Annotated in this window: 21 protein-coding genes and 2 pseudogenes; 13 read left to right on the plus strand and 10 right to left on the minus strand. The window is 71.7% G+C overall.

Annotated features, from left to right (window positions below):
- Nucleotides 1-124: 124 nt before the first annotated feature.
- Nucleotides 125-1,081 (minus strand): methylmalonyl Co-A mutase-associated GTPase MeaB, encoded by a 957-nt coding sequence (meaB, locus tag GUY60_RS12935; protein WP_161697131.1) that lies wholly within the window; start codon nt 1,079-1,081, stop codon nt 125-127.
- Between the two features lie 47 nt (nt 1,082-1,128).
- Entirely contained in the window at nt 1,129-2,331 is a 1,203-nt protein-coding gene (locus GUY60_RS12940) for an acetyl-CoA C-acetyltransferase (protein WP_161697133.1), read from the minus strand.
- A gap of 135 nt (nt 2,332-2,466) precedes the next feature.
- Here GUY60_RS12940 and mce point away from each other — a divergent pair, with 135 nt between their 5' ends.
- The 8 genes and pseudogenes from mce to GUY60_RS38925 all read left to right on the plus strand — a co-directional run.
- Nucleotides 2,467-2,907, plus strand: coding sequence for a methylmalonyl-CoA epimerase (gene mce / locus GUY60_RS12945; RefSeq protein ID WP_161697135.1), 441 nt, complete (start codon nt 2,467-2,469; stop codon nt 2,905-2,907).
- A gap of 282 nt (nt 2,908-3,189) precedes the next feature.
- Nucleotides 3,190-7,059, plus strand: coding sequence for a polarized growth protein Scy (gene scy / locus GUY60_RS12950; RefSeq protein WP_161697137.1), 3,870 nt, complete (start codon nt 3,190-3,192; stop codon nt 7,057-7,059).
- 183 nt (nt 7,060-7,242) lie between these two features.
- On the plus strand, nt 7,243-8,178 hold the full coding sequence (locus GUY60_RS12955) for a coiled-coil domain-containing protein (protein ID WP_161697139.1): 936 nt from the start codon (nt 7,243-7,245) through the stop codon (nt 8,176-8,178).
- Nucleotides 8,179-8,283: 105 nt separating this feature from the next.
- Nucleotides 8,284-9,348 (plus strand): ABC transporter ATP-binding protein, encoded by a 1,065-nt coding sequence (locus tag GUY60_RS12960; RefSeq protein WP_246234889.1) that lies wholly within the window; start codon nt 8,284-8,286, stop codon nt 9,346-9,348.
- 4 nt (nt 9,349-9,352) lie between these two features.
- On the plus strand, nt 9,353-10,123 hold the full coding sequence (locus GUY60_RS12965) for an ABC transporter permease (protein ID WP_161697141.1): 771 nt from the start codon (nt 9,353-9,355) through the stop codon (nt 10,121-10,123).
- Between the two features lie 71 nt (nt 10,124-10,194).
- Nucleotides 10,195-11,049: a hypothetical protein gene (locus GUY60_RS12970; protein ID WP_312866286.1), complete on the plus strand. Its 855-nt coding sequence runs from the start codon at nt 10,195-10,197 to the stop codon at nt 11,047-11,049.
- A 20-nt stretch (nt 11,050-11,069) separates the two neighbouring features.
- Nucleotides 11,070-12,329, plus strand: a pseudogene (locus GUY60_RS38920) (ABC transporter ATP-binding protein); the annotation flags it as partial.
- A gap of 144 nt (nt 12,330-12,473) precedes the next feature.
- A pseudogene (locus GUY60_RS38925) lies at nt 12,474-13,157 on the plus strand (ABC transporter permease); the annotation flags it as partial.
- Nucleotides 13,158-13,183: 26 nt separating this feature from the next.
- On the opposite strand, the gene GUY60_RS12980 reads toward GUY60_RS38925, so the two are convergent.
- Nucleotides 13,184-13,513: an Rv1322 family protein gene (locus GUY60_RS12980; protein WP_161697145.1), complete on the minus strand. Its 330-nt coding sequence runs from the start codon at nt 13,511-13,513 to the stop codon at nt 13,184-13,186.
- A 217-nt stretch (nt 13,514-13,730) separates the two neighbouring features.
- Here GUY60_RS12980 and GUY60_RS12985 point away from each other — a divergent pair, with 217 nt between their 5' ends.
- On the plus strand, nt 13,731-14,759 hold the full coding sequence (locus tag GUY60_RS12985) for an LLM class flavin-dependent oxidoreductase (protein ID WP_161697147.1): 1,029 nt from the start codon (nt 13,731-13,733) through the stop codon (nt 14,757-14,759).
- Between the two features lie 104 nt (nt 14,760-14,863).
- Here the strand turns inward: GUY60_RS12985 and GUY60_RS12990 are convergent, their stop codons facing one another.
- Complete coding sequence (locus GUY60_RS12990; RefSeq protein ID WP_161697149.1) at nt 14,864-15,256, minus strand: SCO5389 family protein; 393 nt, start codon at nt 15,254-15,256, stop codon at nt 14,864-14,866.
- A 270-nt stretch (nt 15,257-15,526) separates the two neighbouring features.
- Between GUY60_RS12990 and nucS the strand changes: the two genes are divergently transcribed.
- A complete protein-coding gene (gene nucS, locus GUY60_RS12995) occupies nt 15,527-16,198 on the plus strand; it encodes an endonuclease NucS (protein ID WP_187370004.1) in 672 nt (223 codons plus the stop codon).
- Between the two features lie 150 nt (nt 16,199-16,348).
- Here the strand turns inward: nucS and GUY60_RS13000 are convergent, their stop codons facing one another.
- From GUY60_RS13000 to GUY60_RS13015, 4 genes are all read right to left on the minus strand, one after another.
- Nucleotides 16,349-18,730 (minus strand): ATP-binding protein, encoded by a 2,382-nt coding sequence (locus GUY60_RS13000; protein WP_161697153.1) that lies wholly within the window; start codon nt 18,728-18,730, stop codon nt 16,349-16,351.
- Nucleotides 18,731-19,036: 306 nt separating this feature from the next.
- Complete coding sequence (locus GUY60_RS13005) at nt 19,037-19,351, minus strand: STAS domain-containing protein (RefSeq protein WP_161697155.1); 315 nt, start codon at nt 19,349-19,351, stop codon at nt 19,037-19,039.
- 200 nt (nt 19,352-19,551) lie between these two features.
- Complete coding sequence (locus GUY60_RS13010; RefSeq protein WP_161697157.1) at nt 19,552-20,400, minus strand: 3-hydroxyacyl-CoA dehydrogenase family protein; 849 nt, start codon at nt 20,398-20,400, stop codon at nt 19,552-19,554.
- Between the two features lie 144 nt (nt 20,401-20,544).
- Nucleotides 20,545-21,183: a TetR/AcrR family transcriptional regulator gene (locus GUY60_RS13015; RefSeq protein WP_161697159.1), complete on the minus strand. Its 639-nt coding sequence runs from the start codon at nt 21,181-21,183 to the stop codon at nt 20,545-20,547.
- An 81-nt stretch (nt 21,184-21,264) separates the two neighbouring features.
- Here GUY60_RS13015 and GUY60_RS13020 point away from each other — a divergent pair, with 81 nt between their 5' ends.
- From GUY60_RS13020 to GUY60_RS13030, 3 genes are read left to right on the plus strand one after another with little or no spacing between them, the layout of a single operon-like run.
- Nucleotides 21,265-22,050 carry an ABC transporter ATP-binding protein gene (locus tag GUY60_RS13020; RefSeq protein ID WP_161697161.1) on the plus strand — a complete coding sequence of 262 codons (786 nt, stop codon included), beginning with the start codon at nt 21,265-21,267 and terminating at the stop codon, nt 22,048-22,050.
- 35 nt (nt 22,051-22,085) lie between these two features.
- Nucleotides 22,086-22,835 (plus strand): ABC transporter permease, encoded by a 750-nt coding sequence (locus GUY60_RS13025; RefSeq protein WP_161697162.1) that lies wholly within the window; start codon nt 22,086-22,088, stop codon nt 22,833-22,835.
- Between the two features lie 24 nt (nt 22,836-22,859).
- Entirely contained in the window at nt 22,860-23,432 is a 573-nt protein-coding gene (locus GUY60_RS13030; protein ID WP_161697164.1) for a cob(I)yrinic acid a,c-diamide adenosyltransferase, read from the plus strand.
- A 19-nt stretch (nt 23,433-23,451) separates the two neighbouring features.
- Here the strand turns inward: GUY60_RS13030 and GUY60_RS13035 are convergent, their stop codons facing one another.
- Together GUY60_RS13035 and GUY60_RS13040 are read right to left on the minus strand one after the other, a co-directional pair.
- A complete protein-coding gene (locus tag GUY60_RS13035) occupies nt 23,452-23,868 on the minus strand; it encodes a TopoII/MutL transducer domain-containing protein (protein ID WP_161697166.1) in 417 nt (138 codons plus the stop codon).
- 17 nt (nt 23,869-23,885) lie between these two features.
- A complete protein-coding gene (locus GUY60_RS13040) occupies nt 23,886-24,455 on the minus strand; it encodes a hypothetical protein (protein ID WP_161697168.1) in 570 nt (189 codons plus the stop codon).
- Nucleotides 24,456-24,645: the final 190 nt, after the last annotated feature.

The raw sequence follows: 24,645 nt of genomic DNA on the forward strand, positions 1-24,645 counted from the left end.
CCTCAATCGCCGGAGGGGCTGATAAATCAGCCCCTCCGGCGTTTGAGGAGGCCCGTCCGGCAGGACTTCGGGAAAGGGCGGGGAGGGGATCAACTCGCCCGAAAGAAAGGGGGGCCCGAGGGGGCTACCCCTCCGTCAGCCCCGCAACCAACTCATCCGCCGCAGCGTACGGATCAAGCTCACCCGCGACGATCCGCTCCGCCAGCGCGGAGAGTCGACGGTCGCCGTGCAGGTCCGCGATGCGTTCCCGGAGGGCCGTGACGGCGATCGTCTCCACCTCGCGCGCGGCCCGCGCCCTGCGGCGCTCGGCCAGTACGCCGTGCTCCTCCATCCACGCCCGGTGCTTCTCCAGTGCCTCGACCACCTCGTCGATGCCCTCGCCGCGCGCCGCGACCGTCTTGACGATGGGCGGGCGCCAGGCGCCGGGGCCGCGGGACTCCCCGAGGCCCAGCATGTGGTTGAGCTCACGGGCCGTCGCGTCCGCGCCGTCACGGTCGGCCTTGTTGACCACGTACACATCGCCGATCTCCAGGATTCCGGCCTTCGCGGCCTGGATCCCGTCGCCCATGCCGGGCGCGAGCAGCACCACCGACGTATCGGCCTGCGAGGCGATCTCCACCTCGGACTGGCCGACGCCGACGGTCTCGACGAGGACGACATCGCACCCGGCGGCGTCGAGCACCCGGATCGCCTGCGGCGCGGACCAGGCGAGGCCGCCGAGGTGACCGCGGGTCGCCATCGAGCGGATGTACACCCCGGGGTCGGAGGCGTGGTCCGACATCCGCACCCGGTCGCCGAGCAGCGCGCCGCCGGAGAACGGCGAGGACGGGTCGACGGCGAGGACCCCGACCCGCTTCCCGGCCCGCCGGTACGCGGAGACGAGCGCGGACGTCGATGTCGACTTGCCGACCCCGGGCGAGCCGGTCAGGCCCACCACGTACGCCTGCCCGGCGAGCGGCGCGAGCGCGGCCATCACCTCGCGCAGTTGCGGGGACGCCCCCTCCACCAGTGAGATCAGCCGGGCCACGGCCCGCGGCCTGCCCTCCCGTGCCTGAGCCACCAGCGTGGGGACGTCCTGCATCACTGCTCCCGTTCTGCTCGTTACGCGGATGAACGACGGACTGTGCCTCAGGCCTTCGGGACCCGCACGATCAGCGCGTCGCCCTGACCGCCGCCACCGCACAGCGCGGCCGCGCCGACGCCGCCGCCGCGCCGCTTCAGCTCAAGGGCGAGGTGCAGTACGAGACGCGCGCCCGACATGCCGATGGGGTGGCCGAGGGCGATGGCGCCGCCGTTGACATTCACCTTTTCCGGGGTAACGCCCAGGTCCTTCATTGACTGTACGGAGACAGCCGCGAAGGCCTCGTTGATCTCGATGAGGTCGAGGTCGTCGACCGACAGGCCGTCCTTCTTGAGGGCGTGCTGGATGGCGTTGGACGGCTGCGACTGCAGGGAGTTGTCCGGGCCCGCGACGTTGCCGTGCGCGCCGATCTCCGCGATCCAGTCGAGGCCGAGCTCAAGCGCCTTGGCCTTGCTCATGACGACGACCGCGGCGGCGCCGTCGGAGATCTGCGAGGCGGTGCCCGCGGTGATCGTGCCGTCCTTGGCGAAGGCCGGGCGCAGCTTGCCGAGGGACTCGACGGTGGTCTCGCCGCGGATGCCCTCGTCCTTGGCGAAGACGACCGGCTCTCCCTTGCGCTGCGGGATCTCGACCGGCGTGATCTCGGCCTCGAACAGGCCGTTCTTCTGCGCGGCCGCGGCCCGCTGGTGCGACTGGGCGGCGATCTCGTCCTGCTCGGGACGGGCGATGCCGAGGCGGGTGTTGTGCTTCTCCGTCGACTCGCCCATGGCGATGTTGTCGATGGAGTCGGTGAGCCCGTCGTGCGCCATCGAGTCGAGCATCTCGATCGCGCCGTACTTGTGCCCCTCGCGGGACTTGGGCAGCAGGTGCGGGGCGTTGGTCATCGACTCCTGGCCGCCCGCGACCACGATGTCGAACTCGCCGGCGCGGATCAGCTGGTCGGCGAGGGCGATGGCGTCGAGGCCGGAGAGACAGACCTTGTTGACGGTGAGCGCCGGCACGTTCATCGGAATGCCGGCCTTGACCGCGGCCTGGCGGGCCGGGATCTGACCGGCCCCGGCCTGCAGGACCTGGCCCATGATCACGTACTGGACCTGGTCGCCACCGATGCCGGCGCGGTCGAGCGCCGCCTTGATCGCGAAGCCGCCGAGATCGGCGCCGGAGAAGGACTTGAGAGAACCAAGGAGTCGTCCCATGGGCGTACGGGCCCCTGCGACGATCACCGAGGTCGTGCTGTTCGTTCCAGACATGAGGCACGGCCCCTTGGATGAGGAGTGAACGAGGGTTTACTCAAATGTACTGAGCGGTACGGCCCGAGGTCACCGGCCTTTCGGTGTGATCGCGCGCACGTTGCGTAATCAAGGCTATGGCGCTGCACTGTTCGCATGCTGACGCGCATCGACCACATCGGGATCGCCTGCCACGACCTGGAGAAGACCGTCGACTTCTACACGTCGACGTACGGCTTCGAGGTCTTCCACACCGAGGTCAACGAGGAACAGGGGGTACGCGAGGCCATGTTGAAGATCAACGAGACGTCCGACGGCGGTGCCTCGTACCTCCAGCTCCTCGAACCCATCAGGGAGGACTCCACCGTCGCCAAGTGGCTGGCCAAGAACGGCGAGGGCGTGCACCACATCGCCTTCGGCACCGCGGACGTCGACGCCGACGCCGCCGCCATCAAGGACAAGGGGGTCCGAGTCCTCTACGACGAGCCGCGGATCGGCTCGATGGGCTCCCGGATCACGTTCCTGCACCCCAAGGACTGCCACGGCGTCCTCACCGAACTGGTCACTTCCGCTGCGGAGCCCTCTGCGGACCACTGACCTGAAGCATCCCTGGGCCGGTAGAGTTGGGCGCGGCCGTCGCGCGGATCGGGCGGCCGCGGTCCGGGGTCCGGATCACCGGGGTCGAACGGCGGCTGCATCAGGGCGGCAGCCCCTCGAACGCCGTTGATCTGTCACCATTCCCCGGGGGCCCCGTTCAGCGTACGGACTGGGGTCGCTTGCAGAGACTTGCGACCAGGAGTGGGGCCTCCCCTGCTCTGGTGGCACCTCCCAGCGGTAGCTGGGAGGAGTCGAGAGCTTGGGGAAGGATGGGACCGCGCAGTGCGGGGCTACGAACGCCAGGAGAGCTCGCGGGTTGAGACGGACCATCTCTCGCGGTTCGAAGCCGAGATGGATCGGCTGAAGACCGAGCGGGAGAAGGCCGTTCAGCACGCCGAGGACCTCGGCTACCAGGTCGAGGTGTTGCGCGCGAAGCTGCACGAGGCGCGTCGCAACCTCGCGTCCCGTCCTGCCTACGACAGCGCCGACCTCGGCTACCAGGCCGAACAGCTGCTGCGGAACGCCCAGATCCAGGCCGACCAGGTGCGCGCGGACGCCGAGCGCGAGCTGCGCGACGCCCGTGCGCAGACCCAGCGCATCCTCCAGGAGCACGCCGAGCAGCAGGCCCGGCTGCAGGCCGAGTTGCACTCCGAGGCCGTCTCCCGGCGCCAGCAGCTCGACCAGGAACTCAACGAACGCCGCCAGACCGTCGAGTCCCACGTCAACGAGAACGTGGCGTGGGCCGAGCAGTTGCGCGCCCGTACCGAACAGCAGGCCCGCCGCCTGCTCGACGAGTCGCGCACCGAGGGCGAGCAGGCCCTGGCCGCCGCCCGCGCCGAGGCCGAGCGGGTCGCCACCGAGGCCAGGCAGCGCCTGAGCAACGAGGCGGAGGCCGGCCGGGCCGAAGCCGAAGCGATCCTGCGCCGGGCCCGCGCCGAGGCCGAGCGCCTCCTGAACGCCGCGTCCACGCAGGCGCAGGAAGCCACCGACCACGCCGAGCAGTTGCGCTCGACCACGGCCACCGAGTCCGACCAGGCCCGCCGCCAGTCCACCGAGCTGAGCCGCGCGGCCGAGCAGCGCATGGCCGAGGCCGAGACGGCGCTGCGGGAGGCGCGGACCGAGGCCGACAAGGCCGTCGCCGAGGCGACGGAGTCCGCGGCCAAGGCCCTGGCCACCGCCGAGGCCACCAACGAACAGCGCACGCGTACGGCGAAGGAGCAGGTGGCGCGCCTGGTCGGCGAGGCCACCAAGGACGCCGAGGCCGCCAGGGAAGAGGCCGCGCAGGCGCTCTCCGACGCCCGCGCCGAGGCCGAGAAGCTGATCGCGGACGCCGCCGAGAAGGCTCGTACGATCACGGCCGAGGAGACCGCCTCGCAGCTCGCGGCGGCCGCGCGCAGCGCCGAGGAGGCGCTCGACAAGGCCGCCGAGGACGCCAAGCGGACCACCAAGGCCGCCGCCGACGAGGCCGAGCGGATCCGTACCGAGGCCGAGGCCGAGGCGGACCGGCTGCGGGCCGAGGCGCACGACATCGCTGAGCAGCTCAAGGGCGCCGCGAAGGACGACACCAAGGAGTACCGCGCCAAGACCGTCGAGCTGCAGGAGGAGGCGCGCAGGCTGCGCGGCGAGGCCGAGCAGCTGCGGGCCGAGGCGGTCTCCGAGGGCGAGAAGATCCGCGCCGAGGCCCGCCGCGAGGCGGTGCAGAAGATCGAGGAGGCGGCCGGCTCCGCCGAGACGCTGCTGACCAGGGCGCGGTCCGACGCCGAGGAGGTGCGGACCAAGGCCGCCACGGAGGCCGAGCGGGTCCGCACCGAGGCCATCGAGCGCGCCACGTCGCTGCGCAAGCAGGCCGAGGAGACCCTGGAGCGCACCCGTACCGAGGCCGAGCGGCACCGGTCCGAGGCCGAGGAGCAGGCCGAGGCGACGAAGGCGGAGGCCGAGGAGGCCGCGCAGCAGGTGCGCGCGGAGGCCGAGGAGGCCGTCGCCCGCCGACAGGCCGAGGCCGCCGAGGAGTTGACGCGGCTGCACACCGAGGCCGAGGAGCGCCTCACCGCGGCCGAGAGCTCACTGCAGGACGCCCGCACCGAGTCCCAGCGGATCCGCAAGGAGGCCGCGGACGAGACGGAGCGGCTGCGTACCGAGGCCGCCGAGCGGCTGCGTACGTTGCAGGCGCAGGCCGAGAAGGAGGCCGAGCGGCTGCGCACCGAGGCCGCCGCGGAGGCCTCCGAGTCGCGTGCCGAGGGCGAGGCCGTGGCCGTACGGCTGCGTACCGAGGCGGCGGCCGAGGCGGAGCGGCTCAAGAGCGAGGCGCAGGAGACCGCGGACCGGGTGCGCGCGGAGGCCGCGGCCGCCGCCGAGCGGACCGCGACCGAGGCGGCCGAGGCGCTCTCCGCCGCGCAGGAGGAGGCCGCGCGCCGCCGCCGCGAGGCCGAGGAACTGCTCACCTCCGCGCGCACCGAGGCCGACCAGGAGCGGGAGCGGGCCCGCGAGCAGAGCGAGGATCTGCTCGCCGCGGCCCGCAAGCGGGTCGACGAGGCGCAGGCCGAGGCGCAGCGCCTGGTCGAGGAGGCGGACCAGCGGGCCGGCGATCTGGTCGCCGCCGCCGAGCTGACCGCCCAGCAGGTGCGCGACTCGGTCGCGGGGCTGCAGGAGCAGGCGCAGGAGGAGATCACCGGGCTTCGCTCGGCCGCGGAGCACGCCGCGGAGCGCACCCGTACCGAGGCCACCGAGGAAGCGGAGCGGGTCCGTTCGGACGCGTACGCGGAGCGGGAGCGCGCGTCCGAGGACGCGACCCGGCTGCGCCGCGAGGTGCACGACGAGACGGAGGCCGCCAAGTCCCTTGCGGAGCGCACCGTTTCGGAGGCGTTCGCGGAGGCGGAGCGGCTCAGGTCGGAGGCCTCGGAGCAGGCACAGCAGGCGCGTACGGAAGCGTCCGAGCGGCTCGCGTCGTCCGAGCAGGACGCGTCCCGCACCCGCGCCGAGGCCCGCGAGGACGCCAACCGGATCCGTACGGACGCGGCGGGCCAGGCTGACCTGCTGGTCGGCGAGGCGACGACGGAGTCGGAGCGGCTGCGGTCGGAGACCGTCGCCGCGGTGGACCAACTGCGCGCCGAGACCCGCGCGGAGGCCGACCGCGCGCTGGCCGAGGCGAACGGCGAGGCGGAGCGGCTGCGCGCCGAGGCGGCCGAGACGGTGGGCTCCGCGCAGCAGCACGCGGAGCGGATCCGCAGCGACGCCGAGCGGGTCAAGGCGGAGGCCGCGGCGGAGGCGGAGCGGCTGCGTTCCGAGGCGCAGAGCGAGGCCGAGCGGGCCCTGGACGAGGCCCGCGCGGACTCCAACAAGCGCCGTTCGGAGGCCGCTCAGCAGGTCGACAAGCTCATCACGGAGGCCTCGTCGGAGGCCGAGAAGCTGACGTCCGAGGCGCGTGAGACGGCGCTGAAGACGACCACGGACGCCGAGACGCAGGCGGACACGATGGTCGGCGCCGCGCGTAACGAAGCGGAGCGGCTGGTCTCCGAGGCGCGTAACGAGGGCAACTCCCGGGTGGAGCAGGCGCGTACGGACGCGGACGAACTCCTCGTCGGTGCCCGCCGGGACGCGACCTCGATAAGGGAGCGGGCCGAGGAGCTGCGCGACCGGGTCACCGGCGAGATCGAGGAGCTGCACGAGCGGGCGCGGCGTGAGTCGGCGGAGCAGATGAAGACCGCGGGCGAGCGCTGCGACGCGTTGGTGAAGGCCGCCGAGGAGCAGCTCACCGAGGCGCAGGCGAAGGCCAAGGAGCTGCGGGCGGACGCCGATTCGGAGGCGAGCAAGGTGCGCATCTCCGCCGTGAAGAAGGCGGAGGGGCTCATCAAGGAGGCCGAGCAGCGGAAGTCCGAGGCGGTGCGGGAGGCCGAGCGGCTCACCTCGGAGGCGGCGCGCGAGGCCGCGCGGATGGTCGAGGAGGGCCAGCGCGAGCTGGACGTCCTGGTGCGCCGCCGCGAGGACATCAACGCCGAGATCACCCGCGTCCAGGACGTGTTGGAGGCCCTCGAGTCCTTCGAGGCGCCCGCGGGCGGCAACGGCAAGTCGGGCGGCGGGGCGTCCGGTGGCGGTGTCAAGGCCGGGGCGTCGGTCGGCGCCCCTCGATCGGGTGGAAAGTCCGCGGAAAACTAGCCGGAACCTCATCTTCCGTACGCGGCAAGGGTGTTCGGCGCCCGACCTGGCAAGCAGTCCGGCCATGAGCCACCCAAAAGGGGTGTCATTCTCCAGATCAAACGGGCAACTGCTCGATGACACGCCGCTATGACCCCTAGGATTCCTCCTAACACCTCACCGGTCTCATTTGACAGGAACCCCATGAGCGACACTTCCCCCTACGGCTTCGAGCTTGTGCGGCGTGGGTACGACCGCGCTCAGGTGGACGAACGAATCTCCAAGCTCGTCTCCGACCGTGACTCCGCGCTCGCTCGTATCACTGCTCTGGAAAAGCGCATCGAGGAGCTCCACCTCGAAACGCAGAACGCCCAGGCCCAGGTCACCGACGCAGAGCCGTCGTACGCCGGCCTCGGCGCTCGCGTCGAGAAGATCCTCCGTCTCGCCGAGGAGGAGGCCAAGGACCTGCGCGAGGAGGCCCGTCGGGCCGCCGAACAGCACCGCGAACTCGCCGAGTCCGCCGCCCAGCAGGTGCGCAACGACGCCGAGGCCTTCGCCGCCGAGCGCAAGGCCAAGGCCGAGGACGAGGGCGTCCGGATCGTCGAGAAGGCCAAGGGCGAGGCGACTTCGCTGCGCACCGAGGCCCAGAAGGACGCGCAGTCGAAGCGCGAAGAGGCCGACGCGCTCTTCGAGGAGACCCGCGCCAAGGCCGCGCAGGCCGCCGCCGACTTCGAGACGAACCTCGCCAAGCGCCGCGAGCAGTCGGAGCGCGACCTGGCCTCGCGTCAGGCCAAGGCCGAGAAGCGTCTCGCCGAGATCGAGCACCGCGCCGAGCAGCTGCGCCTGGAGGCCGAGAAGCTGCGTACCGACGCCGAGCGTCGCGCCCGCCAGACGGTGGAGACCGCGCAGCGCCAGGCCGAGGACATCGTGGCGGACGCCAACGCCAAGGCCGACCGGATCCGCAGCGAATCCGAGCGCGAGCTCGCGGCACTCACCAACCGCCGCGACTCGATCAACGCGCAGCTGACCAACGTCCGCGAGATGCTGGCCACGCTCACCGGTGCGGCCGTGGCCGCGCAGGCCGCGCCCGGCGAGGACGAGCCGGTCACCCGTGGGGTGCCGGCGCAGCAGACCCGCTGACCGCACGGCGGCTGCCGTAAGGGCCTACGGTCTTGCCGGAACGCTGGGACGGAGCCCTCTGTCACTCAAGTGGCAGGGGGCTTTGTCCCGTTTTAGCGTGGCCGCATGATCGAGCTCGAGGGCCTGACGAAGCGGTACGGCGAGAAAGTGGCGGTCAACCATCTGACCTTCACCGTCAGACCAGGCGTCGTCACCGGCTTCCTCGGGCCCAACGGCGCGGGCAAGTCCACCACGATGCGGATGCTGCTCGGCCTGGACCGTCCGACGGCGGGGGACGTCAGGATCGACGGCCGGCACTACGACCAGATCCGGCATCCGCTCAAGTACATCGGCGCCCTCCTCGACGCCAAGGCGATGCACGGCGGGCGCAGCGCCTTCAACCACCTGCTCTGCCTGGCGCAGTCCAACGGCATCCCCAGGTCCCGGGTGAGCGAGGTCCTCGACACGGTGGGTCTGACGGCCGTCTCCAGGAAGAAGGCCAAGGGCTTCTCGCTCGGCATGGGCCAGCGGCTCGGGATCGCGGGCGCGCTGCTCGGCGACCCGCAGATCCTGATGTTCGACGAGCCGGTCAACGGGCTCGACCCCGAGGGCATCCACTGGATCCGGAATCTGATGAAGGGGCTCGCGTCGCAGGGGCGTACGGTCTTCGTCTCCTCGCACCTGATGAGCGAAATGGCGCTCACCGCCGACCACTTGGTCGTCATCGGCCAGGGCCGTCTCCTCGCCGACACCTCGATGGCCGACTTCATCCGGCAGAACTCACGCTCGTACGTACGGCTGCGCTCGCCGCAGCAGGAACGGCTCCTGGATGTGCTGCACGCGGCCGGGATCACCGTCGTGGAGGCCGGAAACGGAACCCTTGAGGTGGACGGCTCGCGGGCGGAGCTGCTCGGTGAACTCGCCGCCGAGCACCATCTCGTACTCCATGAACTCAGCCCTCAACAGGCGTCACTCGAAGAGGCCTTCATGCAGTTGACCGCCGAGTCGGTGGAGTACCACGCGCATTCGGAGACGACCCCGCCGGACACCTCGGGCTGGACCGCGCAGCAACCGCCGCCGCCGGCGGACCAGCCGGTACCGGAGGCCGCCCGGCCGCTCGCGGAGAGCCGGCCGGACCGCAGCGGCGGCTGGGGCGAACAGTGGTCGCGGCAGCGGAAGCCGGGGAGTTGAGCCGATGTCCTCAGGGCGCGTACTCAAGTCGGAGTGGACCAAGATCCGTTCGGTGGCGTCGACGGTCTGGACGCTGGGGCTCGCGGTGGTCGTGACGGTCGGGCTCGGCCTGCTCATCTCGATCCTCGCCAAGAACGACTTCGACAACCTGGACGCTCGCGACCGGTCGGTCTTCGACCCGACCGCGATCAGCTTCGCGGGCATGGGCCTCGGACAGCTGGCAATGATCGTCTTCGGTGTCCTCGTGGTGTCGAACGAGTACAGCACCGGCATGATCCGCACCTCCCTCGCGGCGGTGCCGCAGCGCGGCGCGTTCCTGTTCAGCAAGATCACGGTGGCCACGGCGCTCGCGCTCGTGGTGGCGATGGTGACGAGCTTCATCTCGTTCTTCGTCGGCCAGGCCGCGATGGGCGAACACCGCGCGGCGCTCGGCGACCCCGGGGTGCTGCGGGCGGTGCTCGGCGGCGGGCTCTACATGACGCTGATCGCGGTCTTCTCGATGGGCGTGGCCGCGATGCTGCGCAGTCCGATGCTGTCGCTCGGCATCCTCATGCCGTTCTTCTTCCTGGTCTCCAGCATCCTCGGCAACGTCTCAGCCACGAAGAAGATCGGCCAGTTCCTGCCGGACCAGGCGGGCCAGAAGATCATGCAGGTGGTCGGCCCGCTCGACGACGACACCCCGTACGGGCCGTGGGGCGGGCTGGCGATCATGGTGGCGTGGGTCGCGGTGGCGGTGCTCGGGGGGTATGTGCTGTTGAAGCGGCGGGATGCGTAGGGGTTTTTTTACGGGGTGCTCGGGGCGGTCGGTCCGGTTCCGCTCTCCCCGTACGTGGGCAGGAGTTCACGGTGACCGATCCGTCCGCGCCCCTCGGCCGTACCCTCGCCGAACTCGGCCTCGCCACCGTCCCGTTCGAGGAGCCGTTGACCTATCCGGGGCGGCCCGTGCCCTGGCCCGCGCTGCTGGTCGGGGAGCGGCTGCTGCGCGTGGAGCCGGGGCCGGGGCCGCTCGGTGCGCTCCGGGTCGAGGGCGGCGGCCGTCTCGACGGGTACGTGGACGACCTGGACCGCCGCCACCCCGTGCTCGCCGTGGGCTCCAACGCCTCCCCCGCCCAGGTCGCGTACAAGCTCGCGCGTGACCGGCTGTCCGGTGTCGTGCCGATGCTGCCGGTCACGGTGCGCGGGATCGGCGTCGGCTGCTCCGCGCACGTGGGGCGCGCGGGGTACGTGGCGGCCGCCCCCTACCCGGACCCCGAGGCGACCCGCACCCTCGTCCTCAGCTGGCTCGACGACGCGCAACTGGCCGCCGTGGACGCCACCGAAGTGCCGAACTACCGGCGCCGCCTGCTCAGCGCCGCCGCACTCGGCCTCGCACCGCCCGGCCTCGCACCGGCCGGAGCGTGGCTCTACACCGGGGAGCGCGGTGTGCTCGTCGGGCCCGGCGGGCGGCCCCTGCCCGGCGGCGGCGACCAGGGCGCGCTGCTCGCCGGGCTGCTCGCCCGGTCGGCGCGGCTGCGTGCGCTGCTCGGACCGGACGCGCGCTCCTGGGTGCGTACGGCACGGGCCGACGCGGCCGTACGCGCCGAGGCGACGCGGGTCTTCGCTGACGAGGCGCTGGCCACAGCTCCGACTTGGCCGGAACCGTCAAGTCGTGGATATCCTCCTAACCCTTACGGGGGCGTGAGCACTGCCCCGACGTCCTGACCTCTCGATGGGTGCGGAGAATGATCGAGGCAGTCGGCCTGACCAAGCGCTACGGCGCGAAGACGGCCGTGTACAACCTTTCCTTCCAGGTGCGGCCCGGTACCGTCACCGGCTTCCTCGGGCCCAACGGCTCCGGCAAGTCCACGACGATGCGGATGATCCTCGGGCTCGACAACCCGACCGCCGGCCGCGTCACCATCGCCGGGCACCCGTACCGCAGGCTGCCGAACGCACCGCGTCAGGTCGGCGCGCTGCTCGACGCGAAGGCCGTGCACGGCGGCCGGCACGCGCGTAACCACCTGCTCTCGCTCGCCCAGCTGTCCGGCATCCCGGCCAGCCGTGTCGACGAGGTCCTCGGAGTCGTGGGCCTCAAGGAAGTGGCGAAGAAGCGGTCCAATGGCTTCTCGCTCGGCATGGGCCAGCGGCTCGGCATCGCCGCCGCGCTGCTCGGCGACCCGCAGGTGCTGCTGTTCGACGAGCCGGTCAACGGGCTCGACCCCGAGGGCATCCTCTGGGTCAGGAACCTGATGAAGTCGCTGGCCGCCGAGGGCCGTACGGTCTTCGTGTCCTCGCACCTGATGAGCGAAATGGCGCTCACCGCCGAGCACTTGATCGTGATCGGCCGCGGCCAGCTGCTCGCCGACATGAGCGTCAAGGCCTTCATCTCGGCGAACTCCGCGGACTTCGCACGGGTACGGACGCCCGACACCGAGCCGAAGCAGCGCGAGCAGCTGACGTCGGCGCTGACCGAGGCGGGCGGCCAGGTGCTGCCCGAGCAGGACGGCGCGCTGCGCGTCATGGGCCTGCCGCTGCCGAGGATCAGCGACCTCGCGCACGACGCGGACGTACGCCTGTGGGAGCTGTCGCCGCACCAGGCGTCCCTGGAGGAGGCGTACATGCGGCTCACGCAGGGCGCCGTCGACTACCGCTCCACGGCTGACCAGTTGGGCGGTTTCCAGCAGCCGCAGCAGCCGGGCCTGGCCCCCGGTACGGCGCCGGGCATGGCCCCGCCGGTGCCGGGCCAGGACCAGCCCGGCTGGTACGCGCCGCCCGCGCCGCAGCACGGCGGGCAGCCGTTCGCCCCGCCGAACCCGGACCCGAACCCGAACCCGTACGTGGGACAGCAGGCCCCGCAGGCACAGCAGGCCCCGCAGGCCGACGCCACCGCGATGCTGCGCACCCTGCCCGCCCCGCAGGACCAGGTGCCCCAGCCGCACGCCCCGCAGCAGCAACAGCCGTACGCGGCACAGCAGCAGGGCCAGCCCGGACAGCCCGGACAGCAGCAGTGGCCGGGGCAGCAGGCGGCTCAGGGCCCCACGTACACCTCGCCCATCCCGATCACCCGGACCCACCTCGGCCACGCCCTGGCCTCCGAGTGGACGAAGATCCGCAGCGTGCGCTCCACGATGTGGACGCTCGGCGTGATGCTCGTGCTCGTCATCGGCGTCGGCACCCTGATCGCCGTCGTCGCCGCCGCGGCCGACATGGACCTCGCCGGGCAGTCGGCGATCGGCCTCGGCTCCTTCGGCATCCTGCTCGGCATGCTCTGCGTGGTGACGCTCGGCGTGCTGACGATCGGCTCCGAGTACAGCACCGGAATGATCCGTACGACGACGACGGCCTGCCCGTCCCGCAGCCGGATCCTGGCCGCCAAGGCGATCGTCTTCTTCGGCCTGGTCTTCGTCACCACCACGCTCGCGGCCGCCCTTGTGGCCGGGATCCAGACCGGCATCGTCGAAGGCGCGAGCGCGACCGGCGCGGAGTGGCTGCGCGGCACGGTCGGCGTGGGGCTTTTCGTCGCGACCCTCGGGCTGCTCTCGCTCGCCGTGGGCGCCCTGGTGCGGCACTCCGCCGGAGCCATCACGATCATGATCGGCCTCGTGCTGCTGCCGCTGGTGCTCGCGATGTTCATGTTCTCGGAGTCGCTGAAGGACGTGCAGCTGTTCCTCTTCCAGTACTCCATCCCCAGCCAAATGATCGCCCTGTACGGCGACTCGGTCGCCGGCGGCACAGGCCCGCAGGGCTGGGAGCCGCTGTGGATCATGATCGGCATCACGGCGGTCACCCTCGGCGGCGCCTTCTTCTCCACCGAGTCCAGGGACGTCTGACCAGGGACGTCTGAGCTACGAGGCCTTCAGAACCTCGGCGCGTTACGGGACCGCTGCACCCGCGAGGTGCGGCGGTCCCGTGCGTTCCAGCACGCCTTGTGCCAGTGCCTGCGGTCGTCGACGCCGCCGTGCTCGGGCCAGGCCACCACATGCGGCACCGACGAGCGGATCTCCTGGTCACAGCCGGGGCAGCGGTACGTCTTGCCGGGCCCGCCGGACCCGGCCACCTGCCGGACGCTGTACTCCTCGCCCTGCCAGCTCTCGCTGTACTGATGCCCGCCGTACCGCGGACGGTCGTCGTCCGCTCCCCTGCCGTTGGGGTCTACGCCCTTGGGGCGGTTGCGGCGCGGAGACACGGGCACACCTCACGTGCTGTACGGGAGCCGATGGACCGTTCCAGCCTACGCGCCGCGCACCGGGGTACCCGCACTTCGGCGGACCCCACCATTCGTCCGTGGCACTCTCCCGTATGAAAATGGGCCAACCTGTATGCGACGCCGTGCCTTTGGCACGTGCGACGCGTTGTTGCCCGTAGGGGGAGGGCCGCGTCGGTGCCGAGGAGGCAGGAGTGCGATGCGTGTAGGAAGTTTTGTACTGGCCGCGCAGTTCCCCGGTCAGGGCCAGGGTGAGGCACTGCACCGGGCCACGCGGATCGCCGAGTTGAGCGAGGAGTCGGGCCTCGACTCCGTCTGGCTCGCCGAGCACCACTTCGTCCCGTACGGCGTCTGCCCGTCCGCGACGACTCTCGCGGCGTTCCTCCTTGGCCGCACCCAGCGCATCCGGGTCGGCACCGCGGTGAGCGTGCTCCCCACCCAGCACCCGGTGGCCCTCGGCGAGCAGGCCGCGCTGCTCCACCTCACCAGCGGCGGCCGCTTCTCGCTCGGCGTCGGCCGCGGCGGGCCCTGGGTCGACCTGGAGGTCTTCGGCAAGGACATCGCCGCGTACGAGTCGGGCTACCCGGAATCCCTCGACCTGCTCCTCGACTGGCTGCGCAGACCCACCGTCGCGGCGTCCGGGGAGCAGTACGCGTTCCGAGAGGTCACCGTGGTGCCGCGGCCCTCGGAGGCGCTCGCGGGGCCCGCCGGACCGGAGGTCGTGGTGGCGTGCACGTCACCGGCGGGCGTACGGCTCGCGGCGGAGCGCGGGCTCGCGATGCTGCTCGGGATGCACGTCGGGGACGCGGAGAAGGCCGAGATGGTCGCGCTGTGGCGGTCCTGCGCACTGGCCGCCGGACACGCGCCCGAGGCGGTGCGGGCCGCTCCGCATGTCTCGGCGGGCGTGGCCCAGGTCGCGGACCGCGGGGCGCAGGCCAAGGAGGCGCTGCTGAAGGCGATGCCGGGCTGGCTGAAACAGGGCCTCGACGCCCATGTCACCGTCGACGGCCGGGACCGGAAGATGCGCGACCCCGTGGCGTACACCGAACTGCTCTGCGGCATCCACCCGGTGGGCACCCCGCGACAGTGCGCCGACCGGCTCGCGGCGACCGCCGAACGCACCGGCATCACCCGGTTCGCGCTGCTCATGGAGGGCTCGGGCGACCTCGCGGCGACGGAGGAGAACGTGCGCAGGATCGGCGCGGAAGTGCTGCCGCGGCTGTCGTGAGGAACCTCGGCCACGGTCGTGCGGACCCGCGGACGTGCTGGGCCGGGTGGGCTGCCGCCCCGGACTAGTGACACCTCCCGCGTACGGGACGGCAGCAACAGGCTTCAGCAGTCTCTGAGTTCCGGCGACTGGTTCAGCAACTGGCCCCGTACGGAAGTGAACTTGGCCAGTCGGTCGTCGACCTCGGAGCCGAGCGGGAAGACCGCGACACGGTGGCAGTTCTGGAAGGCGAGGCGCACGCCGAAGTGCCGCTGGAGCGCACCTCGTATCGCGTCACTCGCGAGTGCGCGCAGCAGCTGACCGCGCGCCTGCTCGTCCGGCGGCGGCGTCTGGTTGTCGGCGAACTCGCCACCGTCCACCTTCAGCTGGGCCACCAGAGAGCTGATCATCTCCCATGCGTAGGGCAGGGAGGTCCGGACGCAGTCGACGAAAGCGGCTTCGTCGACCTCGCCTCGCTCGGCCTGTTCCAACAGTGCCGGTGAGACGTCGAGCGACATGGGTTCTCCTCTCGCACCCCCGGGGAGCGGGGGCTGACGGACAGGCAAGGGCGTCGCCGTGTACGCAGCGTGCACGCGTGGCGACCACCTGCTTCCACGGTATGCAACCTGTCCTGCCCGCACCAGGAGAATGCACGCACAACCGGCCAGGGGCGAAGGGTGTTGTTCCCGGCGAAAGGGGGCGGAGTCATCAGCTCCGCAGGGCCGCCATCACCGGATCCGGGTGGGCGTTTCGCGCGGAGCGGGTGGTGTCCAGTAGCGTTGCCGACCATGCGTCTCGTCATCGCCCGCTGCTCCGTCGACTACGCGGGCCGGCTCACCGCCCACCTCCCCCTCGCGCCCCGCCTCATCCTCGTGAAGGCGGACGGCAGTGTCTCGATCCACGCGGACGACCGGGCCTACAAGCCCCTCAACTGGATGTCGCCGCCCTGCACCCTGAAGGAGGGTTCCGGGGACGACGCGGGCGTCTGGACCGTCGTGAACAAGGCGGGCGAGAAGCTCATCATCACGATGGAGGAGATCCTGCACGACTCCTCGCACGAACTGGGCGTCGACCCGGGCCTCATCAAGGACGGCGTGGAAGCACACCTCCAGGAGCTCCTCGCCGACCGGATCGAGACACTTGGCGAGGGATACACCCTGATCCGCCGCGAGTACCCGACGGCGATCGGCCCCGTCGACATCCTCTGCCGGGACTCCGACGGCGCGACCGTGGCCGTGGAGATCAAACGCCGCGGCGAGATCGACGGCGTGGAGCAACTCACCCGGTACCTCGACCTGTTGAACCGCGACCCGCACCTGGCCCCGGTCAAGGGCGTGTTCGCCGCCCAGGAGATCAAGCCCCAGGCCCGCGTCCTCGCCACCGACCGCGGCATCGACTGCGCGGTCCTCGACTACGACGCGCTGCGCGGCATCGAGGACGACAAGCTCCGGCTGTTCTGAGCGGTACTCCGGCACCGCCTGGGATTCCGTTTCGTATACCGAAGCGCCCCGCCCATTCCCTCTGGGGAGTGGCGGGGCGCTCTCGTATGCCGGGCTGAGGCTGTTCCGGATACGGCGACGGGGATACGGCGACGCGGGGGCGGAGTCAGCTCACGCGGTGCTCTGCGAAGTGCTCGGCCCCGCCGTGCCCGAGGGGCCCGCCGCGCTGCTGCTCGCCGGGTCACCCGTGTCCGGGGCACTCTGAGACGGGTCCGGGTCCTGCGAGGTCTCCGGAGGCGTCGTCGGCGGCTCGGACGAGGTCGGAGGCTTCGAGGACGTGGGGGGCTTCGACGACGTGGGCGGCTTCGAGGAGGTCGGCGGCCCGGAGGTCGTCGGGTCGTCCGAGGCCGAATCGCTCGGGGACGGGGACTCGCTGCCGCTCGGCGACCCGGAGGGCGCGGAAGTCGACGGGTCGGCGGAGGTGGCGGGCGCCGACGGCACGGCCGAGCCGCTCGTGGCGTCCTCCTCCGGCTCGTCGGCGGGCATCCCCTCACCGTCGTCCGGCGCACCGGTGGTGTGCTCGGGGCGCACCGTCTCGGAGGACGGCTCGTTGTCGGAGAGCGCGCCGAGGGTCACCACCGTGCCGAGCACCGCGGCGAGCAGCGCCCCCGCTCCGGCCGCGACCAGGTTGCGCCGGGCACCCGTGACGGCGGCCCGGCGCGGGCTCTCCTCGTCCGCCACGGAGGCGGTGCGGGAGACGACGGTACGGGGCTCGTCCGGTACGGATCCGGGGCCGACCGGCACGGTGCGCACCCCGGCGGGCGGCGACACCGGCTCCTGGAGCGCGGGGCCGCCGGAGCGGTCCGTGACCAGGGCGAGGGCCCGGCGGCCCGCGACCGTACCGCGCTTGTCGGCGAGGGCGCCGCGCAGCCCGATGGACGCCTCCAGCTCGGTGCGGGCCAGGTCGAGCTGGTCGGCGAGGAGCGCGAGGATGCCCAACTCGTGGTGGAAGTACGCCTCTTCGGCGACCTCACCGGCGAGCCGCGCGGCCTCGAGACCGGTGCGCAGGGCGTGTTCCCAGGCCGCCCAGCCTAGGCCGGCGGCGAACGCGGGGGCGGCGGTCCTGGCGAGCAGTACGGCCGAGCCGAGGTGCCCGGACTCGGTGCCCGGCACGAGCGCGGTGAGGGCGGCGAGCAGCGCGTCGGCCTCGGCGGCGGCACGTTCGGCGGTGACCGAGGGGTGTCCGGCCCACCAGGCGTAGTGCTGGGCGGCGCTGTGCGCACGGGACTTGGCGCTCTCCGCGTACCCGGCGAGCTCCAGCTGGGTGAGGACGCCCGCGGCGAGGCGGTAGCGCGCTCCGGTCGGTGTGACGAGGCCGGCCCCGACGAGCTCGCCGAGCGCCGCGTCCGCGTGGGTGTCGCCGACGAGCGCGGGCAGATGCGCCTGGTGCGGGACCTCGCCGTCGAGGGCGACCGCGAACTCCAGGGTGGCGCGGGCGGACGCGCCGAGCCGGGAGGCGAGCAGGGCGGCGGGCGCGGCGGCCTCGGCGAGCGAGGGCAGCGGGACGCCGACCGGGGCCGTCTCGCCCTCAGCGGCGCCGAGTTCGTCGCGCTGCCGCAGCAGCGCACCGGCCTGGACGAAGCGCAGCGGCAGCCCCTCGGACTCGAACCACAGGTCGCCGGCGAGCGCCTCCTCGTCGTCCTCCAGGGGGCGCCCGGTGACGAGTTCGAGGAGCTTGAGACCGGCGGCCCGGTCGATTCCGCCGAGGAAGACCTCTTCGAGCGGCGAGTCGGCGAGCGGCGCGGGGACGTCCGGGGTGGCGGAGAGCAGGAAGGCGCACTCGGGGGTGGCGGCGAGCAGCTCCTCAAGCGCGGCGCCGCCGAACTCCAGGTCGTCGAGGACGACGACGGCGCCGATCTCGCGGACGAGTTCACGCAGCCGGTCCTGCTCGGGCCGGTGCCCCGGCGCCTCGTACACCGCGGCGTACAGGTCGAAGATCAGCGCGTCGGCGGTGCGCCGGTGGCCGGAGAGCCGGATCACACCGTCGGGTGCGAGGTCGGCGCAGTCATCGGCTACGGCGTCGAGCAGTGCGGTACGGCCGGATCCCGCCGGTCCGGTGAGGCGTACGGAGCGGCCGCGGGCGAGCAGCCGGACGAGCCGCTCACGTTCCTCCTCGCGCTCCAGGAGCGGCGGGCGTGGTCCGGCGGGTCCAGGCGGCACCGGGGGCGCGGTGCGGGCGCGGCGCGCGGCGCGTTCGCCCGCTCCGTACCGCCGGGGCCGGGGCGGCTGCTCGCCGGGCGGGCACGGCTCGATCTCGCTGCCGTCGACGGGGTTGACGGTGAGCAGGTAGTCCCCGGAGGTCAGCCGGGCGGTGCGGACGGGTGCCGGGCTGCCGAACTCGGGGCTGGCGGAGTAGCCGCGGCTCGCGGAGTTCGGCGCGGGGTCACGGTGCGGCCTCGACGGCTGCGCGCCGTCCACGGCGTCAGCGCCCCGGCCGTCCGGATGCGGCTCGTCCCGGCCCTGGTCGTGTGGTCCGTGGTGCGTCGGGTCCATGGTCAAAGCCCCCCAAAAGCGTCGTATGCAGTGGCTGGCCCGGCCTTTCGCATACGGCTCTGTCGCTTCTGGTCCGGAACTCACGGGATCGGTGAGCGACCGAACCCTAGACCGTGACTCGGCGGCGCGGAACACCGGGGCGGTGGGCCGACCGGGACGTCACGGTCTTGCGCGGAATGCGCGGGTGGCGCCCTTTGTGCGGGAGATCCCGTTTTACAAGACGTACGTGTGCCGACGGGGAGTGCGCGCCGTCACGCGGTGCGCGTACCGCTGCAACGGGCGGACGGGACCTGCCCCCTTGGCGCCCTACAGCGGGTGGGCGCCGATGCCGCCCTCGATGGCCAGAATGCGGTGCAGCCGGGTGGCGACGAGCAGCCGCTGCATCTGCGGCGGGACGTTGCGCAGGACCAGGCGGCGGCCGCAGCGGCCGGCCTGGCGGTGGGCGCCCATGATGACGCCGAGTCCGGTGGCGTCGAGGGCGGCGAGGTCACCGAGGTCGAGCACGAGGTCGCCCGCACCCTCATCGAGGGCCGAATGCAAGGCAGTTCGGGCGTCCGCCGCGCTTCGGACGTCGAGGCTGCCCCCGACGGTCAGCTCGGCGTGGTCGCCCCTGATGTGCATATGCGCTCCCCGAGAGTGCTGTGGCGTCGTCGTCGCCACCGTCGTCACGTACGTCCCAACTGTGGTCTCACTGAACTGACTGGCTCACGGACGCAGAAGTTGCCGTCCGTGAGCGAACCGATACCCAATTCACCCCTGAGAGGGACCCGGCCGGGTCACGTACGGGTCGGCGTACGGATGTCCGGCCGGGGTACCGCGGTTCAGTGCTGGTAGAACCCCTGGCCGCTCTTGCGGCCGATGTCGCCGGCGTCGACCATGCGGCGCATCAGCTCCGGCGGCGCGAACTTCTCGTCCTGGGATTCCGTGTAGATGTTGCTGGTCGCGTGCAGCAGGATGTCGACCCCGGTCAGGTCGGCGGTGGCCAGCGGGCCCATCGCGTGGCCGAAGCCCAGCTTGCAGGCGATGTCGATGTCCTCGGCGGTGGCGACGCCCGACTCGTAGAGCTTGGCGGCCTCCACCACGAGGGCCGAGATCAGCCTAGTGGTCACGAAGCCCGCGACGTCGCGGTTGACGACGATGCAGGTCTTGCCGACCGACTCGGCGAACTCCCTTGTGGTGGCGAGGGTTTCGTCACTGGTCTTGTAGCCGCGGACCAGTTCGCAGAGCTGCATCATCGGCACCGGCGAGAAGAAGTGCGCGCCCACGACCCGCTCCGGACGCTCCGTCACGGCCGCGATCTTGGTGATCGGGATGGCGGAGGTGTTGGAGGCGAGCACCGCGTCGTCGCGCACCAGCTTGTCGAGCGCACGGAAGATCTCGTGCTTGACCTCGAGCTTCTCGAAGACGGCCTCGACCACGATGTCCGCGTCGGCGGCGCCGTCCAGGTCGGTCGTGGTGGTGATCCGGCCGAGCGCGGCCTCCGCGTCCTCGGCGGTCAGCTTGCCCTTGCTGACGAACTTCTCGTACGAGGCCTTGATGCCGTCGGTGCCACGGGTCAGGGCCGCGTCGGTGACATCACGCAGGACCACGTCCCAGCCGGCCTGCGCGGAGACCTGGGCGATGCCCGATCCCATGAGTCCGGCTCCGACGACGGCGAGCTTCCGTGCCACTGTGCGTTCCCCTTCAGCAGGTGCGGTCTTACCCACGGTTCACATACAACTCTCCGGCGGAGACTAGCGGGCGTGAGGCCCCGGTGGAGCGCATCGAGATGCGCGTCACGTCTCATCTGACGGACATCACACGCAATGGCTCGATCAGCCTGTCCGCACCGCGTAGTTGAGGACCTTTTCGCTCAGAAGGTCCTCCATCTCGTCGATCAGGACGAGTACCTCCCGGGACACCTCGGCGGGTTTGCCCCCGTCGACCATGCGCCGCCCGATGACGCCCATCACGGTCTGGTGCAGCCAGGCGAGCTGCCCGGCGACGAGGGTGGGCATCGGGTCGCCGTCGGCCGCCCCCGCCTCGGCGCGCAGCGTCGTCTCCAGGTCCTCCAGGACCGCCTGCTGCAGACCGAAGAGGCGGGCCCTGAGGGTGGGGGCCTCGCGGATGACCTTCATGAACTTCTCGTACCCGTCCATCAGGCCGACCCGGGGCGAGACCGCCTCGACCTCGGAGCGCAGCTCGCGCACGACGGCCTCGGCCGCGGACTCCCCCGCACGCCGGCCGCGCACCCAGCGGGACATCCGGTCGACGACACCGTCCATGCGGTCGAGGTAGAGGTCCTCCTTGGCCGCGAAGTAGTTGTAGACCGTGTTGACGGAGACGTCGGCGGCCTCCGCGATCTCGGCGACGGTCACCGCGTCGAAGCCGCGCTCCAGGAACAGGCCCGTGGCCACGTCCGAGATGTGCTGCCTGGTCTGGCGCTTCTTCCGCTCCCTGAGCCCCTCTGCCATGCCCCTCATCGTAGGCCTTGCTGCGTCCACTTAAAATTTGGAGTCATTGCAAAATTGGGGTGGCTCTGTTTTTCTTGGCGCATGGCAATCATCAGCACCGCCGGCCTGGCCCGGACCTTCACGACCAAGCGGGGCACCGTCGAGGCGGTCCGCGGCATCGACCTGACCGTCGAGCCCGGCGAGATCCTCGGCTTCCTCGGCCCCAACGGCGCCGGCAAGACCACCACCCTGCGGATGCTCACCACGCTGCTCCCGCCCACCGGCGGCGCCGCCACGGTGGCCGGTCACGACCTGGCCCGTGACCCCGCCGGCGTCCGCCGCCGCATCGGGTACGTGGCGCAGTCCGGCGGCGTCGACCCGAACGTCTCCGTGCGCGAGGAACTCGTCACCCAGGCCCGCCTCTACCGCCTCGGCAAGACCGAAGCGGCCGCGCGCGCCGAGGAGTTGGCCCGCGACCTGGACCTCACCGGGCTGCTCGACCGCAAGTGCGCGGCGCTCTCCGGCGGACAGCGGCGGCGCCTCGACATCGCGATGGCGCTCACCCACCGCCCCGAGGTGCTGTTCCTCGACGAGCCCACCACCGGACTCGACCCGGCCGGCCGCGCCGACCTGTGGGACCTGGTGCGCCGGCTGCGGGACGCGTACGGCACGACGGTCTTCCTGACCACCCACTACCTCGACGAGGCGGACGCGCTCGCCGACCGCCTGGTGATCGTCGACCGGGGCGTGGTCGTCGCGGAGGGCACACCGGGCGCGCTCAAGCTCCGGCACGGCGGCTCGCCGGACGCCACGCTCCAGGACACGTTCCTGGCGATCACCGGCCGCACCCCGGCCGCTCCCGCAGACCCGGCGCCGGTCGCCGTCTGAGACCCGGTCCCCTGCCCGTACGTACGGAGAATCCCTTGCTGCTGCACGACACCGCGATCATCTTCGGGCGATACGCCCGCCAGACCCTCGCGTCGAAGTTCCAGATCCTCTTCGGCGTCCTGATGCCGCTGCTGTACCTGCTGTTCTTCGGGCCGCTGCTCACCGACCTGCCGCTGTCCTCGTCGGCCGGCTCCTGGCAGGTCCTGGTGCCCGGACTGCTGCTCCAACTCGGCCTGTTCGGCGCCTCGTTCGCCGGGTTCGGGATCATCGTGGAGAAGAACCTCGGGGTGATCGAGCGGATGCGGGCCACGCCGGTCAGCCGGCTCGCGCTGCTGCTCGGCCGGGTGCTGCGGGACGCGCTCCTCCTCGCGTTCCAGGCGGTGCTGCTCGTCCTCACCGCGTATGTGATGGGCCTGCGCGCTCCGCTCGTGGGCATCCTCATCGGCTTCGCCTTCGTCGGCCTGCTGTCGGTCTCGCTGGCCTCGCTGTCGTACGCCCTGGCCCTGACCGTGCGCACGCCGCAGGAGTTCGGCCCGGTCGTCAACGCGGTCACCCTGCCCGCGATGCTGCTCTCCGGCCTGATGCTGCCGATGACGCTCGGCCCCGCCTGGCTCGACGTCCTCTCGCACTTCGTGCCGCTGCGCTATCTCGTGGACGCGGTGCGGGCGGCGTACGTCGGCGACTACGCGAGCACCCCGATGCTGTACGGCGTCCTCGCGGCGCTCGCCCTGTGCGCGGTGTCCGTGACGCTCGGCACACGCCAGTTCCGCAGGGCCGGTGCCTGAACTCCCCGGAGTAACCTCGGCGGCATGGTCATTCTGTCGCGCATCTACACCCGCACCGGGGACAACGGCACCACCGCACTCGGCGACATGAGCCGCGCCCCCAAGACCGATCTGCGGATCGCGGCGTACGCGGACGCCAACGAGGCCAACGCCGCGCTCGGCACCGCCGTCGCGCTCGGCGGGCTCCCGGAGGATGTCGTCAAGGTCATCAGGCGGGTCCAGAACGACCTGTTCGACGTGGGCGCCGACCTCTCCACCCCGGTCGTGGAGAACCCCGAGTACCCGCCGCTGCGGGTCGAGCAGTCCTACGTCGACAAGCTGGAGGCGGACTGCGACCACTTCAACGAGCAGCTGGAGAAGCTCCGTTCGTTCATCCTGCCCGGCGGCACGCCCGGCGCGGCCCTGCTGCACCAGGCGTGCACGGTCGTGCGGCGGGCGGAGCGGTCCACCTGGGCGGCGCTCGAGGAGCACGGCGAGTCGATGAACGCCCTGACGGCGACGTATCTGAACCGGCTCTCGGACCTGCTGTTCATCCTGGCCCGCAGCGCCAACAAGGAGCTCGGCGACGTGCTGTGGGTGCCGGGCGGAGAGCGGTAGCGCTCCGCTGGGGCCCACCTCAGGCGCCGGAAGGCGGGCTTCCGGTCGGCCGCGCGGCGAAGCGGCCGAAGCCGGCGGTGCGGGGCGCGAGGGCGAGTTCGCCCTCGCCGATCCCCTGCCGCACGCTCGCGAGCACGTCGTCGTCCGGCTCGCCGAACACCTCGAACCGCTCCACCCGGCAGTGCTCCATCACCTCCTGGATGTACGGGTCCGCGAGCTTCCAGTGCGCGCGCACCGCGTCCGAGTCCCGAAAGAGCTGAAAGCTGTGGCCGGTCATCCGCTGCTCGTCGACGAAGACCTGGACCATGAGCTGCGGCCCGTACTTCTCCGCGAACCCCACCGCCTTGGCGATGGCCTCCCGGAAGCCGTCCAGATGGCCGTCGGTGATCCGCATGGTGTTGTGGAAGATCAGAACGTTCTCGTCGTGGTTCGTCATGGGAAAAGCCTGTGACCTCAACCTCTCTTGAGGTCAAGTCCCGTTCCACGGTGGCCCGGTGGGGCCTTCTTCGGAAACAGCGTGTACGAACCGGCGATCACCACGTTGATGCCGATCACGAAAAGCATCCGCTGCTGCCACTGCTCCAGCGAACCGGTCTGCCCCGCCTCCCCCACGTACCAGATCGCGCCCTGCAGCAACGCCATCGCGATCACCGCGGCGAGCGCCCAGCGGGCCGCGAGTTTCCACTCGTGGAGCGCGCGCGGCATGCCGTACCTGGGCGTGCTGGGAGGCGGTCCGCCCGCGAAGCGGTGCGCGACGCGGACGTCGACCCAGCGGATCGTGTAGTGGCCGAGGGCGATCGAGTAGCCGATGTAGACCGCGGCGAGGCCGTGTTTCCAGTCCGGCTCGGCGCCGCCGCGCAGATCGATCGCCGTGACCACGAAAAGCACCACTTCGAGCAGCGGCTCACACAGCAGCACCGCGACGCTCGCGCGCGGCATCTTCGCCACGTACCGCAGGGCGAGACCCACGGCCAGCAGCACCCAGAATCCGACCTCACAGGCCACGATCAACCAGACGATCACGGGACTCTCCTCTCGACGCCCCTCAAGCCTCGCCCGCGTTCCGGCCCTGATCGTCGGCCGCGGTGACGACCTGCGCGTACATCGAAGGATGCAGTCGTACGTCGGTCCGTATACGGAGGCCACGGCGCCGCCCGCCGTGTTGGATAGGAGGGTGACTTCCGCGCGCCCGCCCCGCAGCACGGCCCCGCCG

The organism is Streptomyces boluensis (assembly GCF_009908195.1).
Classification (GTDB): Bacteria; Actinomycetota; Actinomycetes; order Streptomycetales; family Streptomycetaceae; genus Streptomyces; species Streptomyces boluensis.